General features: G+C 68.0%; 15 protein-coding genes. 10 read left to right on the plus strand and 5 right to left on the minus strand.

The features are described from left to right. The first annotated feature begins 14 nt into the window (after positions 1–14). Both ACFWUU_RS17945 and ACFWUU_RS17950 read left to right on the plus strand, forming a co-directional pair. On the plus strand, positions 15–1,133 hold the full coding sequence (locus ACFWUU_RS17945; protein ID WP_380176932.1) for a hypothetical protein: 1,119 nt from the start codon (positions 15–17) through the stop codon (positions 1,131–1,133). Between the two features lie 12 nt (positions 1,134–1,145). After that, complete coding sequence (locus ACFWUU_RS17950; protein WP_380176933.1) at positions 1,146–2,246, plus strand: dienelactone hydrolase family protein; 1,101 nt, start codon at positions 1,146–1,148, stop codon at positions 2,244–2,246. Here ACFWUU_RS17950 and ACFWUU_RS17955 read toward each other — a convergent pair. Continuing rightward, the gene (locus ACFWUU_RS17955) at positions 2,142–3,371 is read right to left on the minus strand and encodes an MFS transporter (RefSeq protein ID WP_380176934.1); all 1,230 of its coding nucleotides are present in this window, start codon (positions 3,369–3,371) and stop codon (positions 2,142–2,144) included. The two genes, ACFWUU_RS17950 and ACFWUU_RS17955, sit on opposite strands and share 105 nt — an antisense overlap. Before the next feature lie 123 nt (positions 3,372–3,494). Between ACFWUU_RS17955 and ACFWUU_RS17960 the strand changes: the two genes are divergently transcribed. Then, a complete protein-coding gene (locus ACFWUU_RS17960; protein WP_137256382.1) occupies positions 3,495–3,944 on the plus strand; it encodes a MarR family winged helix-turn-helix transcriptional regulator in 450 nt (149 codons plus the stop codon). A 1-nt stretch (position 3,945) separates the two neighbouring features. Continuing rightward, a complete protein-coding gene (locus tag ACFWUU_RS17965; protein WP_137256383.1) occupies positions 3,946–4,134 on the plus strand; it encodes a DUF3099 domain-containing protein in 189 nt (62 codons plus the stop codon). On the opposite strand, the gene ACFWUU_RS17970 is transcribed toward ACFWUU_RS17965, so the two are convergent. Both ACFWUU_RS17970 and ACFWUU_RS17975 read right to left on the minus strand, forming a co-directional pair. Further along, on the minus strand, positions 4,100–5,053 hold the full coding sequence (locus ACFWUU_RS17970; RefSeq protein ID WP_380176935.1) for a cation diffusion facilitator family transporter: 954 nt from the start codon (positions 5,051–5,053) through the stop codon (positions 4,100–4,102). The two genes, ACFWUU_RS17965 and ACFWUU_RS17970, sit on opposite strands and share 35 nt — an antisense overlap. Beyond that, positions 5,053–5,937, minus strand: a complete 885-nt coding sequence (locus tag ACFWUU_RS17975) for a LysR family transcriptional regulator (RefSeq protein ID WP_380176936.1) — start codon at positions 5,935–5,937, stop codon at positions 5,053–5,055. Before ACFWUU_RS17975 ends, ACFWUU_RS17970 begins: the two co-directional genes overlap by 1 nt. A 70-nt stretch (positions 5,938–6,007) precedes the next feature. On the opposite strand from ACFWUU_RS17975, the gene ACFWUU_RS17980 reads away from it, so the two are divergent. Further along, positions 6,008–7,060, plus strand: coding sequence for an SDR family oxidoreductase (locus ACFWUU_RS17980; protein WP_380176937.1), 1,053 nt, complete (start codon positions 6,008–6,010; stop codon positions 7,058–7,060). On the opposite strand, the gene ACFWUU_RS17985 is transcribed toward ACFWUU_RS17980, so the two are convergent. Continuing rightward, on the minus strand, positions 7,061–7,933 hold the full coding sequence (locus ACFWUU_RS17985; protein WP_380176938.1) for a hypothetical protein: 873 nt from the start codon (positions 7,931–7,933) through the stop codon (positions 7,061–7,063). An 89-nt stretch (positions 7,934–8,022) separates the two neighbouring features. Between ACFWUU_RS17985 and ACFWUU_RS17990 the strand changes: the two genes are divergently transcribed. From ACFWUU_RS17990 to ACFWUU_RS18010, 5 genes are all read left to right on the plus strand, one after another. Next, on the plus strand, positions 8,023–8,607 hold the full coding sequence (locus ACFWUU_RS17990; RefSeq protein ID WP_380179025.1) for a helix-turn-helix domain-containing protein: 585 nt from the start codon (positions 8,023–8,025) through the stop codon (positions 8,605–8,607). A 109-nt stretch (positions 8,608–8,716) separates the two neighbouring features. Further along, complete coding sequence (locus ACFWUU_RS17995) at positions 8,717–9,877, plus strand: NAD(P)/FAD-dependent oxidoreductase (RefSeq protein ID WP_380176939.1); 1,161 nt, start codon at positions 8,717–8,719, stop codon at positions 9,875–9,877. Continuing rightward, positions 9,874–11,661, plus strand: coding sequence for an FAD-dependent oxidoreductase (locus ACFWUU_RS18000; protein ID WP_380176940.1), 1,788 nt, complete (start codon positions 9,874–9,876; stop codon positions 11,659–11,661). The genes ACFWUU_RS17995 and ACFWUU_RS18000 overlap by 4 nt, the downstream gene beginning before the upstream one ends. After that, a complete protein-coding gene (locus ACFWUU_RS18005) occupies positions 11,658–12,560 on the plus strand; it encodes a dihydrodipicolinate synthase family protein (RefSeq protein WP_380176941.1) in 903 nt (300 codons plus the stop codon). Before ACFWUU_RS18000 ends, ACFWUU_RS18005 begins: the two co-directional genes overlap by 4 nt. Next, positions 12,557–13,558, plus strand: coding sequence for a proline racemase family protein (locus ACFWUU_RS18010; protein ID WP_380176942.1), 1,002 nt, complete (start codon positions 12,557–12,559; stop codon positions 13,556–13,558). The genes ACFWUU_RS18005 and ACFWUU_RS18010 overlap by 4 nt, the downstream gene beginning before the upstream one ends. Here the strand turns inward: ACFWUU_RS18010 and ACFWUU_RS18015 are convergent. Continuing rightward, the gene (locus ACFWUU_RS18015; RefSeq protein WP_380176943.1) at positions 13,555–15,336 is read right to left on the minus strand and encodes a GH32 C-terminal domain-containing protein; all 1,782 of its coding nucleotides are present in this window, start codon (positions 15,334–15,336) and stop codon (positions 13,555–13,557) included. The two genes, ACFWUU_RS18010 and ACFWUU_RS18015, sit on opposite strands and share 4 nt — an antisense overlap. Positions 15,337–15,338 lie beyond the last annotated feature (2 nt).

The raw sequence follows: 15,338 nt of genomic DNA on the forward strand, positions 1-15,338 counted from the left end.
GAAGACTCGAGACCATGAGCGCAATCAACCGGGCCCAGTTCCTCCGCCGCGCCGCCGCCCTCGGGCTGATCACCACCGCGGGCATCACCACGACCGCCGCCGCGGCGAGTCCCAAGCTCGCCCTCAGGGGCGTCGCGTACGACACCGGCGGCGGCCCCGCCGAGGAGGACAGCCGGGCGCGCTGGCGTAACAGCACGATGCGCGGCGAGATCCACGCCATCCGGCACCGGCTGCACGCGAACTGGGTCAGCATCTACGGCAGCGACGTACGGCGCCTGATCGACACCGCGACCGCTGCGCTCGAGGAGGGGCTGACCGTGTCGATCCAGCCGCGATCGTTCGACGAGCCGCAGGCGGCGGAGCTGGAGAAGCTGCGCAAGGTCGCGGTCGAGGCCGAGCGGCTGCGGCGACGGCACGGCCAGGAGGTGATCCTCGTCGTCGGGTGCGAGTTCATGCTGTTCACGCCGGGGATCGTGCCGGGAGCGAACTTCTACGAGCGGGTCGAGTACCTGACCAAGGGCGAGTTCGACATGGCCGAGCTGCAGCGCAAGTTCCGCGCGTTCACGGCGAGGATGGCGAAGGTTGCTCGCAGCAACTTCCACGGAAGGATCACGTACGGCGCCGCGTCGGATCTCGAGCAGGTCGACTGGTCGATCTTCGACATCGTCGGGCTGGACTACTACTCGTACCACGCGAACCGCGCCGACCACACGAAGGAACTGGCGCGGTTCCGCCGGTGGGGCAAGCCGATCCTGATCCTGGAGTTCGGCTGCTGCACGTTCACCGGTGCGGCCGAGCTGGGCGGGATGGGCTGGGACATCGTCGACTACAGCGGCGACGTCCCGGTCATCCCACCGCAGTACGTCCGGAACGAGCAGGAGCAGGCGGACCACCTGGCCGATATGCTGGGTGTGTTCACCGACGAGGGCTTCCTCGGGGCATCGCCGTACACCTTCATCTCACCTGACGCCCCACACCGCCCGCACGACCGTCCTCACGACGAGGACATGGCCGCCTTCAGCCTGTGCAAGGTCCTGCGCATCCATGATGGCGATGCGGCCTCGCCGTACCACTGGCTGCCGAAGAAGTCTTTCCATGCGGTCAGTGCGTTCTATCGGCGTCAGGGGTCGTGACAGTCTGCGGGGATGAGCTCCACACACTTGGGTGTCTACAGCGACTGGATCGACCACGCGATTGCGCCGGCTGTGCGGGAATCTGCGCGCCCGGCCGCGGATCAGGTCCGCGAGATCGTACGGCGGATGGTGGCGACCGCCGGAGACGATGACGGCCCGTCGGACGTTCGGGTCGAGCGGCGTTGGACGGCGGACGGGCTGGTCGGCGAGGAGATCTCGTACTCCGTCGGCTTCGGCCCGCGGACTCGTGCGCGGGTACTGAAACCGGCGGACGCCACCGGCCCGCTGCCCGGCGTACTCGCTCTGCACGGTCATGACGGCTTCAAGTACTACGGCCGCGAGAAGATCGCCGACACCGACGAGGAGCCCGCGGCCGAGGTGCGTGCGCTGCGAGAGCAGTACTACGAGGGCCGCGCCTACGCGAACGACCTGGCGGCGCAGGGGTACGTCGTACTGGTGCCGGATGCCTTCTGCTGGGGCAGCCGCCGCTTCCCGCTTACCGAGATGCCGCCACAGGTCCGAGAGGATGCCGTCGACGGAGACGCCGCCGCATACAACGCTGCAGCCGGCCGTCACGAGCACCTGGTCGAGAAGTACTGCACCCTGCTCGGTACGACCTTTGCCGCCGTCGTCGCGCGGGAGGACCGCATCGCCCTCGACTACCTGCGCGGTCGGGACGACACCACTGACCGGACGGCCAGTATCGGACTGTCCGGAGGCGGTTGCCGCTCTGCGTTGCTGCGGGCAACGAGCAGTGAGCTGACCGCTGCCGTTGTGATCGGGATGATGGGCACCTACAACTCGTTGCTCGACGAGAACGTCGTGACCCACACCTGGATGCTGATGCCCCGGATGTTCCCGCCGCAGATCGACTGGTCCGATGTCGCCGCCTGCCAGGCACCTGCACCACTCCTGGTGCAGTACAACCGGCATGACGAGCTGTTCCCGTTGGACGGCGAGGAGGCGGCGAATGAGCGGATCTCCGCGCAGTACGCCGCCGCCGGGTCCTCAGCGTCGTACGTCGGTCAGTTCTTCGACGGGCCCCACAAGTTCGACCGGGCGATGCAGGCCGCTGCCTTCACCTGGCTGCGCAACGTCCTTGCGGTCGAGTAGGCCGGAGACGAGAGCGACGAGCAGACCGGACACCGCGAGAGCCGCGCCGACCCAGTTGGGCGCGGTGTAGCCGAGGCCGTGCTCGATGGTGAGTCCGCCGAGGTACGCGCCGGCCGCGTTGCCCAGGTTGAACGCGGCGATGTTGGCCGCGGACGCCAGCGCCGGAGCGCCCTTCGCCTTGTCCATCACGCGCTTCTGCAGCGGAGCGACGGTCGCGAAGCCCGCTGCGCCGAAGAGTGCGATCGTCACGGCAGACGGCAGCTTGGCGTGCGCCGTAAACACAAAGGCGACCAGTACGGCGGCCAGTAGGGCCAGGATCAGGTAGAGACTCGGCATCAGCGACCGGTCTGCTGCCTTGCCGCCCAGCAGGTTGCCGACGACGAGCCCAGCGCCGAACAGCACCAGCAGCCAGGTCACAGCGCCCGCAGAGAAGCCAGCGACGTCAGTCATCATCGGTGCGATGTAGGTGAACGACGCGAACACTCCAGCGAACCCCAGCGCAGTCATAGCCAGCGCCAGCCACACCTGCACGTTCTTGAACACAGCCAGCTCGGTCCGCAGCCCTGGTCCCTCTGCCGTGCCCTGTCGCGGTACGAGGAACACGATGCCGAGCAACCCGACCACGCCGAGCGCAGTGACGGCCCAGAACGTCGACCGCCAGCCGAAGTGCTGTCCGAGCGCAGTCCCACCCGGTACGCCGAGCACGTTGGCCACAGTGAGCCCCGTGAACATCAGCGCGATCGCACTGGCCTGCTTCGCCTTCGGTACGAGCGACGCCGCGACGACCGATCCGACCCCGAAGAACGCTCCGTGGGACAGCGCCGCAATGATCCGCCCGGTCATCAGAACGCCGTACGACGGAGCGAGCGCGGACACGAGGTTGCCGGCGATGAAGACACCCATCAGCGCGATCAGCACGGTCTTGCGGGAGACCTTCGACCCGATCGCGGTGAGCAGCGGCGCGCCGACCACGACCCCCAGCGCATAGCCGGAGATCAGCAGGCCGGCCGACGGGATGCTGACGCCGAAGTCGGTCGCGACGTCGGGCAGCAGACCCATGATCACGAACTCGGTGGTGCCGATTCCAAAGGCACCGATAGCCAGGGCCAGCAGAGCTGCGGGCATGACGCGGACTCTCCTCGAATGTAGTCTTGTGACTGTTACCGGCGTGCGCGATAGTTGCATACGCGGGCTATTGCACAAGCGCTATGATTGCGCATGCAAGCGTGAAGTTCAAGTGGAGGTGTGGTGGGACTACCGGATGACGCCGCGGAGGCGCGGGCGCAGGGGTGGCGCACCCTGGCGGCTCTGCATGCCCGGATCGAGGACGAGCTGGAGCGCGCGCTGCAGAAGCAGCACGGCCTGTCCGTGAGTGAGTACAGCGTGCTGGACGTGCTGGCGCGGCAGGACGACTACCACCTGCGGATGAACCAGCTGTCCAACGCTGTGGTGCTCAGCCAGTCCGCTACTACCCGGCTGGTGAACCGGCTCGAGGACCGCAAGCTGCTGGAGCGGTACCTGTGCCCGACGGATCGGCGTGGCATCTACACCGAGGTCACCGAGGCCGGCCGCGAGCTGCTCGACCAGGCGCAGCCGACCCACGACGCCGTACTGACGTCTGCCCTTAAGAACGCCTCCGAGCTGCCCGAGCTCTCGCCGCTGGTCGACGCCCTCGGGAAGCTGTCGCTGGCGGTCTGACATGGCACGCCGGTGGGACAACCGGAAGGCCTACTACTGGCTGATGGGCAGCTGCCTCGCCCTGATCGGTCTGGCGTGGTTCGTGGTCCGGCTGTTCTCGATCCCGGTCGCGATCGGGATGAGCGCAGTGGCCGCCGTACTGCCGCCGATCGCTGTCATCGTGGCGAACTGGGGTCACGACCAGCGCTGACGCGGCCCTCCGCGGGTGTCGGGTCCAGATAGAGGTGCCGCACGATCGGGAACGCCTCCCGCACTCGTACGTCGACCTTCTCGGCGAGCTGCTCGACGGCGGAGCCGGTGGTTTCGGAGTCATCCAGATCGACGGTCGCAACGGCCAGGACCTGGTCCGGCGCGAGCTGCAAGGTGAGTAGCTCGAGTACTTCGTCGATGCCTGGCGTGCTCGCGATCAGCTCGCGTAGTTCGCGTTGGGCGTCGGCCGGTAGTGCGCGTCCGATCAGCATGGTCTTGTTGTCCCGGCCGAGTGTGAACGCGACCACGATCAGCAGCAGACCGATGGCGATCGACGCGGCACCGTCCCAGATGTGCTCGCCGGTGACGACGGACAACGTCACACCGGCCGCTGCGATGAGCAGTCTGATCAGTGCGGCCGAGTCCTCGAAGGCCACTGTCTTCACAGCAGGCTCGGCGCTCCGCAGATGTGTGAGGAACGGTACGTCGGCTTCGCGCGCCTCCCGGCGGAGCTGGAACACCGCCCGGAGCCAGGAGCTCCCCTCGAACAGGAACGAGATCCCCAGCACTGAATAGATCACTGCCAGGGCGGCGATCGGTGAAGGCGCGAAGATCGAGCGCAGACCCTCAGTGATGGAGAAGCCGGCGCCGAGGACCAGGATGCCGACAGCGGCGAGCAGCGACCAGAAGTACCGCTCCATGCCGTAGCCGAACGGATGCCGGGCATCGGCCGGCTTGCGACTGCGGTGCAGCGCGGCCAGCAGGAACACCTGGTTGAGCGTGTCCGCAACGGAGTGCGCTGCCTCGGCGAGCAGCGCGGTGGATCCGGACAGCAGACCGGCGACGATCTTGGCGATCGCTATCGCCAAGTTCGCCGTACCGGCTATCAGGACTGTTGCGTCCGACTCTTCCTCAGCCATCACCTCCGCGTGCCCGCGGCGTCATCACCCCAAACGAGGACCTCGATGAACGCCGCGGCCAGCGGGTCGGGCTCACCGCGCGTGTACGCCGTAAGCGTGCGACGCACCGGTGGATCCAGGTGGAGGACGTGGCTGCCGCTCGGGAGACCGATGTTGTCGGGAACCAGTGCAGGTCCGAGACCGGCAGCGGCGAGCGCTGGTGCGGCGGCGGTCTGCTCCGTGCGTACGGCGATCCGCGGCTCGAACCCGGCCTGCGCGCACGCGTGGTCGAGGACGTCCGCGAGTCCGTGGCCCGGCGCGTAGTGAACCCACGCGCGGTCGGCGAGGTCTTGCAGTTTGATCGTGTCGCCGGTTGCCGCGGGATCGTCGGAAGCGACCACGACGACCAGTTCCTCGGTGCCAAGCGTGCGGGTGACGCCTGGCCAGTTGCTGGGTTCGGGGCCGACGGCGAGGTCGGCCTCGCCTGCGTTCATCGCCTCGATCAGCTCGTCGGTATGGCGGTGCTCGAAGAGCCGGATGCCGACGTCGGGATGCGTCTGTCGCCAGCGACGGAGTGCCGCGGGTAGCACGCCCAGAGTCATCGAGTAGAGCGTGGCGATCTGCAGTTCGCCGACCTCGAGCCCGGCGGCCTGGCGGGCGGCGCAGCGGGCGCGCTCGGCGTCGGCCAACGCGGCCCGTGCGTGCGGGAGCATGGCGCGGCCGGTCGGGGTGAGGCGAACTGTGCGGGGGAGCCGCTCGAGCAGCGGTCCGCCGGCTGAGCGTTCGAGCGTGCGGATCTGGTGCGAGAGCGCCGGCTGGGTGACGTGCAGGAGCTCGGCGGCCTTGGTGAAGGAGGTCTCGTCGACGACGGTGACGAAGTACTCGAGCTGCCTGAGCGTTGCCATGATCTGAGCTTATGGATTCGGTGAAAACTATGCCTTGGTTTTATCCGCGCAGGTCAGCAAGGCTGTGGTCATGGAGAACGTCGCGTTGGTCGTCGGTGCCCGGGGTGTCATCGGGACGAATCTGGTCGAACATCTGGCGTCGCTGCCGGACTGGCGGGTGATCGGCCTGTCGCGTCGCGGCGGCGTCGACGTACCTGGTCGCGTTCGGCATGTTGCGGTGGATCTGCTCGATCCGGACGACACCCGGACCAAGCTCTCGGGGCTCTCCGACGTGACGCACGTGTTCTACGTCGCCTACCAGGACCGGCCGACCTGGGCCGAGCTGGTCGCGCCGAATCTCGCGATGCTGGTGAACGTCGTGGACGCGATCGAGCCGGTCTCGCACGGGCTGCGGCACGTGAGCCTGATGCAGGGCTACAAGGTGTACGGCGCACATCTCGGACCGTTCAAGACGCCGGCCCGCGAGGACGATCCGCCGCACCTGCCGCCGGAGTTCAACGTCGACCAGCAGCGGTTCCTCGAGGAGCGGCAGCAGGGCAAGGCCTGGACCTGGTCGGCGCTGCGACCGTCCGTGGTCGGTGGCGCAGCGTTGGGCAATCCCATGAACCTCGCGGTGGCGATCGCTGTGTATGCGTCGATCTCGAAGGAGCTCGGCGTACCGCTGCGCTTCCCGGGCAAGCCTGGTGCGTACGACGCGCTGCTCGAGCTGACCGACGCCGGTTTGTTGGCGAAGGCAACGGTCTGGGCGGCGACCTCGCCCGCGGCGGCGAACCAGGCGTTCAACATCACGAACGGCGACCTGTTCCGGTGGAACGAGTTGTGGCCCCGGCTGGCGGCGTGGTTCGGACTCGAAGCGGCGCCTCCGCTGCAGATATCGTTGCAGGACGTGATGGCCGACAAAGAGCCGCTGTGGAAGGAGATGCAGGCCAGGCACGGACTGGCCACGACGTCCTTCGCAGAGGTGTCGTCGTGGCCGTTCGCGGACTTCGTCTTCGGATGGGACTACGACTTCTTCGCCGACTCGTCGAAGTCCCGGCGGGCGGGGTTCCACGAGTACGTCGAGACCGAGCAGATGTTCTACGACATCTTCGCCGACCTGCGCCGGCAGGGGATCATTCCCTGATCAGTCGCCGCGCAGATCGGTGCCATGGGTCCGGAGGAAGTAGATCGGGTCGGTGTAGGTGCCGGGCAGCTTGCCGAGCGTCTGGATGACCGTCGACGGTCCGTTGGCGTGGCTCATCGCGTACAGGTACGCAGTACCGGCGTCTTTGTCGACGCCGATGAGCAGCGTGCTCACCTGGCCGCAGCGCTGGGCGACCAGGTAGTCGAAAGCTCCCCAGGTCCCCGAACGGACCTGCTTGACCACTGGGGTCATCGCCTGCGTGAGTGGCAGGCGGATCGTGTACAGCGCCCCACCGCGGGTCGTGGCCAGGAACGTGTCGTACGTCGTGGACTGGCCGAGCAGCGCCCACGTCTTCACTGCGCTGAAGCCACCGGTCTGCCCGGTCGGTGTCCAGCCGAAGCCGTTGATGACCCAGCGGTGCACAGTCCCGTTGCTGAGGCCGTAGAACTGATTGCGAGCCGTACGACGGTCAGGATCCACCGAGAGCCCGATCGCGGAGTACGAGCCCCAGCCTGCACTGATCTGGGTGAAGGACGGGGCAGCGGGCTCCGCGGTGTTGGAGTTGTACGACGCCTGTCCGATGACGTTGCTGTTGGTGACGGCGATGCCGGACTCGAGCGATGGCAGGTTGCTGCTCCAGTTCCAGATCGTGCTCAGCCTGGCCTGACCCGGGCTGAAGACGGTCACCTGCCGCTGGACCGATGAGACCGTCGCGGGCTGGGTCGCCGTGACGGTCCGGTACAGGACGACGCCCTGGCTGGTGATGGAGCCGAGGTCCATCGTGCAGGCGGTCGCGGTCGGTGCCGCATGGGCCGGGCTGGTCAGGAGGGTGAACGGGAGTGCGAGCGCCGGGAGGGCACGCAGGAGCTTCATGTGGGTCACCAGTCCTCTCAGTGAGGTTGATGCGCGCAACGGATCCGAAGTTACCGCCTCGATGTGGCATGCTCCGGGCTGTGACGGCGATGGGTGCGGGAAAGCTGCTCGGGACGAACCTGCGGGCGCGGCGGGACGAGCAGGGCATCTCGCTGTCCGAACTGGCCCGGCGGTCCGGGATCGCGAAGGGCACGCTGTCCCAGCTCGAGTCCGGTGCGGGCAACCCGACGATCGAGACAGTGTTCAGTTTGTCGAACGCTCTCGGCGTGCCGGTGTCGGCTCTGCTGGCCGAGTCGCCGGCGTCGGACCTGGTCCTGGTGCGGTCCGCGGACGTCGACGTACTGTCCGGTGAGGCGATCGATCTGCGGATGCTGCGGCGGCTCGAGCACCCGGGCGGGCTGTTCGAGATCTACAACCAGGAGATCCGGCCGGATGCGGTCCAGCACTCCGACGGCCATCCGGGCACCGAGCACCACATCGTCCTGGCTGGTCGGCTACGTGTCAGTACACATGGGCAGACCGAGGAACTGGGGCCTGGCGACTACCTGGCCTTCCGGGCGGCCGGAGCGCACGGCTATGAGGCCGTCGACGGTCCGGTGCGGTCGGTGCTACTGCTCGAATACCCGCCGGATGTGTACCCGACGGCGGCCGGCGGCCCGCATTTGCAGGGATAGTTCCGGGAGAAGTCCAGGAGAGGTCCGGTTGAGTACATTGACCGGTCGTCGGAACCGCGCGTACTCTCGATATCGTTCATTTTAGCGAACGTCATCGAGGAGAGCCGTCATGCACCGGTCCGCGACACCCGATGTGGTGGTGGTCGGCGCGGGCATGGTCGGGGCGGCCTGCGCGGAGGCGTTGTCGGCGGCCGGCGTGCGGGTGCTGGTCATCGATCGCGACGGCCCGGCGGCGGGGACGACGGCGTCCGGCGAGGGCAACGTGCTGGTCTCCGACAAGGAGCCGGGGCCGGAGCTCGACCTGGCGATTGCCTCGCGTGCGGAGTGGGATGTCGTGCGCGGCCGCCTGCCTGAGCGAGTCGCGGATATCGAGTGGGAAGCCAAGGGCGGCGTGGTGGTGGCGACCGGGGATCCGGAGCCGTTGACCGCCTTCGCGGCCAAGCAGCAGGAGGCCGGGGTCGCTGCGCAGGTGATCACGCCTGCAGAGGTTTTTGAGCTCGAGCCACTCATCACGCCCCGAGTGACGATCGGGGTGCATTACCCGGACGACGCGCAGGTGCAGCCGGTGCTGGCGGCAACGGCTCTACTGGCGGCCGTTCGCGAGCGCGGTGGTGAGGTGAGATCGGGGGTTACCGCGCTGGGCGTGCGGCAGTCGCGTGGGCGGGTAGTGGGTGTGGATACCTCGGACGGCGATATCGCTTGTGGGGCAGTGCTCAATGCGTGCGGACCGTGGGCTGGTGCCTTCGGTGCGGCCGCGGGTGCGCCGATCGAGGTGCTGCCGCGGCGCGGGATGATTCTGGTGACCGCACCGCTGCCGGAGTCCGTGCGCCACAAGGTGTACGACGCGGATTACGTCGGCGCGGTCGGGAGTGGCGACGCCGAGTTGCAGACGTCGACGGTGGTCGAGTCGACGCGCGCCGGGACGGTGCTGATCGGGTCGAGCCGCGAGCGGATCGGGTTCGACGAGACGGTCCGGGTGCGGGTGCTGCGGGAGCTTGCAAGGAAGGCTGTCGGGCTGTTCCCGTTCCTCGGCGATGTGCCGGTGATGCGCGCGTACGGCGGCTTCCGTCCGTACGCTCCGGATCATCTGCCGGTCATCGGTGCGGATCCACGGGTGCTCGGGCTGTGGCATGCGACCGGTCATGAAGGCGCCGGTATTGGGCTCGCGCCTTCGACGGGCCGGCTGATCACCGAGCTGTTCCTCGGACTCGCGCCACACCTCGACCCGTCACCGTTCCGCGTCGACCGCCCGGCGGTGATCGCATCATGAGCGCTTATCTTCGTCCCCGCGCAGGCGATCCGGCTGCGGTCGGTGTGCCGCCCGCGGTGGATGTCACGGTCGACGGGCATCCGGTCACGGCTCATGCGGGTCAGACGGTGGCCGCCGTACTGCTGGCGAACGGCCGCGACACGTGGCGGACGACTCGTGTCCACGGTCGTCCTCGTGGGACCTTCTGCGGTATAGGGGCGTGTCAGGACTGTCTGGTGACCGTCAACGGTCTTGCCGATGTGCGGGCGTGCCAACGGACGATTGCGACGGGCGACGCGATCACCACGCAGGACGGCGCGGTTCTGCCCGCTACGTCGGTTGGTGTGGAGCCACCGGTGTCCGAGACTGCTGTGCATGCGGCGATGTCCGCCGAGGTTGTGGTTGTGGGTGCTGGGCCGGCGGGGGTTGCGGCCGCGGTTGCTGCTGCCGATGCCGGCGCCGAGGTGCTGCTGGTCGACAACGGACGGGGGATTGGCGGGCAGTACAACCGGCAATTGCCTGCAGAGTTCGCGGCGCGGCGGCCGGATCGCATTCAGCATGAGTGGAAGGCGTTTGCGGCTCAGCGGGAGGTGCTCGGGGGACACCCGCGGATCACTTACTTGCCGGAGACTTCGATCTGGGCGATCGAGGACCCCGTCGATGAGCGCCAGGAGCTGCCAGCGGCTCGGCTTTGGGCGCAACGAGGTCCGGCGGATGCTGCTGGTCGACAGACGTTCCCGATCGATGCGAAGGCTGTGGTGCTGGCGACCGGAGCGTATGACCGCGTGCTTCCCTTCCCTGGTTGGGATCTGCCGGGGGTGTACACAGCGGGCGCGGCGCAGGCGCTGGCCAAGGGACAACGCATCGCGATCGGGAAGCGTGTGCTCGTCGCGGGCACCGGGCCGTTCCTGCTTCCGGTAGCCGAATCGCTCCTCGGCGTCGGCGCGGACGTCGTCGCGCTCCTCGAAGCCAACTCGCTCACCACGGTGCGCAAGGGATGGGCCACCGACCCATTGGTTGCCCCAAGCAAGCTTCGGGAGGCGGTCGGGTACGGCGCGCTCCTCGCCCGGCATCGAGTCCCGCTTCGCCACGGCTGGACCGTGATCGCTGCCCACGGGACGTGTCACGTCGAAGCCGTCACGATCGCACGTCTCGACTCCACCTGGCGCCCGGTGCCTGGCAGCGAACGCCGTGTCGAGGTCGACGCCGTCTGCGTTGGCTTCGGCTTCACGGCCAACCTGGAGCTGGCAGTCGCGGCCCGCTGCAACCTCACCACCGGCCCCGACGGCGGCCCAGCCGTCGCCGTAGACGACCGCCAGCAAACCACCACCCCCGGCATCTACGCCGCCGGCGAACTAACCGGCATCGGCGGCGCCGCCCTCTCCACCGCCGAAGGCACCCTGGCCGGAACAGCCGCAGCCCAACACGCCCTCTCTTCAGGTGATGCTCCTTTGGATCCTGCTGCGGTTGTTCGGGGGCGGCGGCTTGCCGTCGCGTTGGCTCGGGCTTATCCGGTGCGGGACGGGTGGAAGAGCTGGAGTGATGCGGACACGATCGTCTGCCGGTGTGAGGAAGTCACGCGGGGAGAGCTCGAGGCCGTCGCGGGGGAACGCGGTCTGGACGACGGCCGGGCAATGAGGCTCAGCAGTCGCGCGGGGTTGGGGATGTGTCAGGGGCGGGTGTGTTCGCGCACCGTCGCCGCATTGCTGGCCGCGCCCGGCGACGTACCGAAAGCAAGCATGAAACGACCGATCGCCGTACCAGTGAGGCTGCGCGATCTTGCCCAAGCTGAGGAGACAACATGAGCGAGAAACTGGACGGCGTGATCGTTGCGACCGCGTTGCCGTACGCCGAGGACGCGTCGGCGCCGGCGGGGTTGCGGCCGGACCTGGACAAGTACGCCGAGCATTGCCGCTGGCTGGTGGACAACGGCTGTCGCGGCGTCGGGCCGAACGGGTCCCTCGGCGAGTACTCGTCGCTGACCGACGACGAGCGCCGCGCGGTAGCGAAGACCGCGATCGAGGCGGTCGGTGACGACGGCATCGTGGTCGTCGGCGTACACGGCGTCGGCTCCCACCAGGCACGCGCATGGGCTGAGAAGGCCGCCGAGGACGGTGCGGACGGCGTACTGTGCCTGCCGCCGACCATGTACCGCGCGAACCGTGGCGAGGTGATCAACCACTTCACCGAGGTCGCGAAGGCCGGCCTGCCAGTCATGGTCTACAACAACCCGCTCGACACCAAGGTCGACCTGACGCCGGACCTGCTCGCCGAGATCGCGGGCATCGAGAACATCGTCGCGGTGAAGGAGTTCTCCGGGGACGTCCGCCGGGTCCTGGAGATCCGCGAGCTCGCGCCGGACCTGGCCGTGATCGCGGGCGCCGACGACCTGACGCTCGAGGCGCTGCTGATGGGAGCCACCGGCTGGTTCGCCGGCTTCCCGAACGTGTTCCCGAAGGAGTCGGTCCGTTTGTACGACCTGGCCCTGGAGGGCAAGCTGGAAGAGGCCCGCGCGCTGTACGAGCCACTGGTCGCCGCGTTCCGCTGGGACTCGCGACCCGAGTTCGTCCAGGCGATCAAGTACGGCATGGACTACGTCGGTCGGTACGGCGGACCGTGCCGGCCGCCGCGCGGACCGCTCGTCCCCGAGCACGTTGCCCAACTGGAGCAGGACATGAAGAAAGCCGTGGAATCCCTGCGATGAGATCCGTCCGGACGATCAGCGCGATCGATTCGCACACCGAGGGCATGCCGACCCGCGTCGTGACCGGCGGGGTCGGCGTCGTCCCGGGTGCGACGATGGCCGAGAAGCGCGAGTACTTCATCAAGCACCTGGACGACCTGCGGTTGTTCCTGATGAACGAACCGCGCGGTCACGCCGCGATGAGCGGAGCGATCCTGCAGCCGCCGACGCGTTCCGACGCGGACTGGGGCGTGCTGTACATCGAGGTCTCCGGCCTGCTGCCGATGTGCGGCCACGGCACGATCGGTGTCGCGACCGTGCTGGTCGAGTCCGGCATGGTCGAGGTGACCGAGCCGGTCACACAGGTCCGCCTGGACACCCCTGCCGGCCTCGTCGTCGTGGACGTTGCCGTGAGCAACGGTCGTGCGGAGCACGTGACGCTGCGGAACGTCCCGTCGTACTCGCACGCCTTGGATGCTTCGGTTGACGTGCCCGGGCTGGGCAAGGTCACCTACGACCTGGCGTACGGCGGGAACTTCTACGCGATCCTGCCGCTCGAGCAGCTCGGGATCCCGTTCGACCGCGCCGAGAAGGACCGCATCCTGAAGGCCGGCCTCGACATCATGGACGCGATCAACGCCGCCGACCGACCGGTCCATCCGCTCGACCCGGGGATCAACGGCTGCAAGCACGTCCAGTTCACCGCACCGGGCGAAGACGGCGCGGACTCCCGGAACGCGATGGCGATCCACCCCGGCTGGTTCGACCGCTCACCTTGCGGCACCGGTACGTCGGCCCGCATGGCCCAGCTCCACGCCCGCGGCGAGCTCCCGCTCAACACCGACTTCGTCAACGAGTCCTTCATCGGCACCCGCTTCACCGGCCGGCTGATCGAGGAAACGACCGTCGGCCCTCATCCCGCCGTCGTCCCGACGGTCACCGGTCGAGCCTGGATCACCGGCACCGCGAACTACCTGTTGGATCCCGACGACCCGTTCCCGACCGGCTTCGTGCTCTAGACCCAGATCGACGCGAGCTCGACGACTTCGAGCTCGCCCAGTGTGCAGTCGGCTCCGGATGCGGTGAGCGTCAGTTCGTAGTGACCCGGCTGCACGCAGGCGGTCAACGAGGCTTCGCCGTCGTTCGCGAAGACCTCGATCGAGGTCGTGTCGACGAGGATGTCGAGCTTGCGAACCGCGGTGATCGTCGGCTGCTCGGCATCGAGTACGGCGATGCTGCCCGCGGTCACCGTGACCCGCGTGCCGCAGATGTCGATCGCCAGCTCGCCGTCCGGTGCGAGAGCGACGTCGCAGGTGATCCGAAGCAACGGCCACGCCGTCCCGATCCGCCACGGGCCGCTCCAGGGCGCCCCGGTGTCCGTCTGCGACCGGGCCGAGCCCGACGATGAGATCGAGTCGGTGCTCGCCGCTGAGGGGTCAGTGCTTGCCGGGGACGAGGTGGTGCTTGCCGGGGAGGAGGTGGTGCTTGCCGGGGACGAGGTGGTGCTTGCGGGTGAGGAGGCGGCGCTTGCCGGGGAGAGGGTTCGGGCGGGCCAGGTGTGTCGGCTTCGCGCCAGGGTCTCGAGCTCGGGCACCGGCGTGCGGTACATCCGTAGGCCGTCGGCCGTGCGGTGCAACGAGAGGTCGCAGGGGATGCTCACCTGTTGGTTGAATGGCATGTTCGGGTAGCGGCCGCCGCGCATCCACGCCACCTGAACCCGGCGAGGACCGGCTGCCCAGCTCTGGGTTGCGTAGAAGTGCGGCCCGCCGTCGACCTGCAACTGTGCGGTCTCCTCGACGAAAGTCCGTCCGTCGAAACTCCCGATCGAATACCGGCCGTCACCACGCACGAGCACCCATCGCGACTCGTCCGAGCCGGCCACCCCGAGCTCGAAGAAGTCCGGGCACTCGAAGCTGTCCGAGATCGAGCTGTCCAGCGACTCCCAGTGCAGCAGATCGTCGGAGCGCAGCAGCTGGTACCGGTCGTCGCCGTACAGCACCATCACCCACTGCGCGCGCCGGTGATCGCGGAACACCATCGGATCACGCTCGGGCAGGTCCATGATCGGGTTGCCGGCGTAATGCGCCCAGGTCCGTCCGCGATCCAGGCTGTACGAGATGCACTGCGACCGGTTGTCGTTACGCGACCAGAAGGCGACCATCGCCGGCCCAGCGCCGGGCTCGGCGAGGCCCGAGGTGTTGTCGACGTCGATCACACAGCTGCCCGACTGCACGCCACTGTCGAGAGATTCCTCGAAGAACGCCGGGGCAAGTTCGGTCCAGTGCACCAGGTCGTTGCTGACGGCATGGATCCAGCACTTGTTCCAGCGCTGGGCGAACAGGTGGTACTCGCCGTCGAAGAAGACCAGCCCGTTGAGGTCGTTGAGCCAGCCCTCCTCACGCTCGACTGGGTTCAGCCGCTGGATCGCCCATTGCCGGGCGGTGAAGTGGAGCTGCGGGCGGAGCGCCTCGGCGTACAGCGGTGGCATCACCGGCACGACGACGGAGGGCGTCGAGCTCAGGACGATATCGCTCACGCGCAGGTGCCCGTTGGGCTCGTCGACGATTTCCAGCTGCGCTTCCTTGCCGAGCCAGTCGGTCAGGTCGAAGGATGCCGGGTGCAACAGCTCGGTGCCGCGGCCGGTCTCGCTGCGGACGATGTGGCCGTTCACGACCACGTTCAAGCAGGTCTTGTACTCGTAGTCACCACCGCTGATCCGGAAGTTCAGGTACGGGCGTGAGACGACGAACGGCACGGTGAAGTCGCCGATGACGACATCGGCGGAGAGGTCGGTCACGG

This window comes from Kribbella sp. NPDC058693 (genome assembly GCF_042715335.1).
Classification (GTDB): domain Bacteria; phylum Actinomycetota; class Actinomycetes; order Propionibacteriales; family Kribbellaceae; genus Kribbella; species Kribbella jiaozuonensis.

What these genes read in the sequence shown, in the direction of transcription:
- ACFWUU_RS17945 (WP_380176932.1), top strand. Translation starts at nt 15, where the DNA reads ATGAGCGCAATCAACCGGGCCCAGTTCCTCCGCCGCGCCGCCGCCCTC.
- ACFWUU_RS17950 (WP_380176933.1), top strand. Translation starts at nt 1,146, where the DNA reads ATGAGCTCCACACACTTGGGTGTCTACAGCGACTGGATCGACCACGCG.
- ACFWUU_RS17955 (WP_380176934.1), bottom strand. Translation starts at nt 3,371, where the DNA reads ATGCCCGCAGCTCTGCTGGCCCTGGCTATCGGTGCCTTTGGAATCGGC.
- ACFWUU_RS17965 (WP_137256383.1), top strand. Translation starts at nt 3,946, where the DNA reads ATGGCACGCCGGTGGGACAACCGGAAGGCCTACTACTGGCTGATGGGC.
- ACFWUU_RS17970 (WP_380176935.1), bottom strand. Translation starts at nt 5,053, where the DNA reads ATGGCTGAGGAAGAGTCGGACGCAACAGTCCTGATAGCCGGTACGGCG.
- ACFWUU_RS17975 (WP_380176936.1), bottom strand. Translation starts at nt 5,937, where the DNA reads ATGGCAACGCTCAGGCAGCTCGAGTACTTCGTCACCGTCGTCGACGAG.
- ACFWUU_RS17980 (WP_380176937.1), top strand. Translation starts at nt 6,008, where the DNA reads ATGGAGAACGTCGCGTTGGTCGTCGGTGCCCGGGGTGTCATCGGGACG.
- ACFWUU_RS17985 (WP_380176938.1), bottom strand. Translation starts at nt 7,933, where the DNA reads ATGAAGCTCCTGCGTGCCCTCCCGGCGCTCGCACTCCCGTTCACCCTC.
- ACFWUU_RS17990 (WP_380179025.1), top strand. Translation starts at nt 8,023, where the DNA reads ATGGGTGCGGGAAAGCTGCTCGGGACGAACCTGCGGGCGCGGCGGGAC.
- ACFWUU_RS17995 (WP_380176939.1), top strand. Translation starts at nt 8,717, where the DNA reads ATGCACCGGTCCGCGACACCCGATGTGGTGGTGGTCGGCGCGGGCATG.
- ACFWUU_RS18000 (WP_380176940.1), top strand. Translation starts at nt 9,874, where the DNA reads ATGAGCGCTTATCTTCGTCCCCGCGCAGGCGATCCGGCTGCGGTCGGT.
- ACFWUU_RS18005 (WP_380176941.1), top strand. Translation starts at nt 11,658, where the DNA reads ATGAGCGAGAAACTGGACGGCGTGATCGTTGCGACCGCGTTGCCGTAC.
- ACFWUU_RS18010 (WP_380176942.1), top strand. Translation starts at nt 12,557, where the DNA reads ATGAGATCCGTCCGGACGATCAGCGCGATCGATTCGCACACCGAGGGC.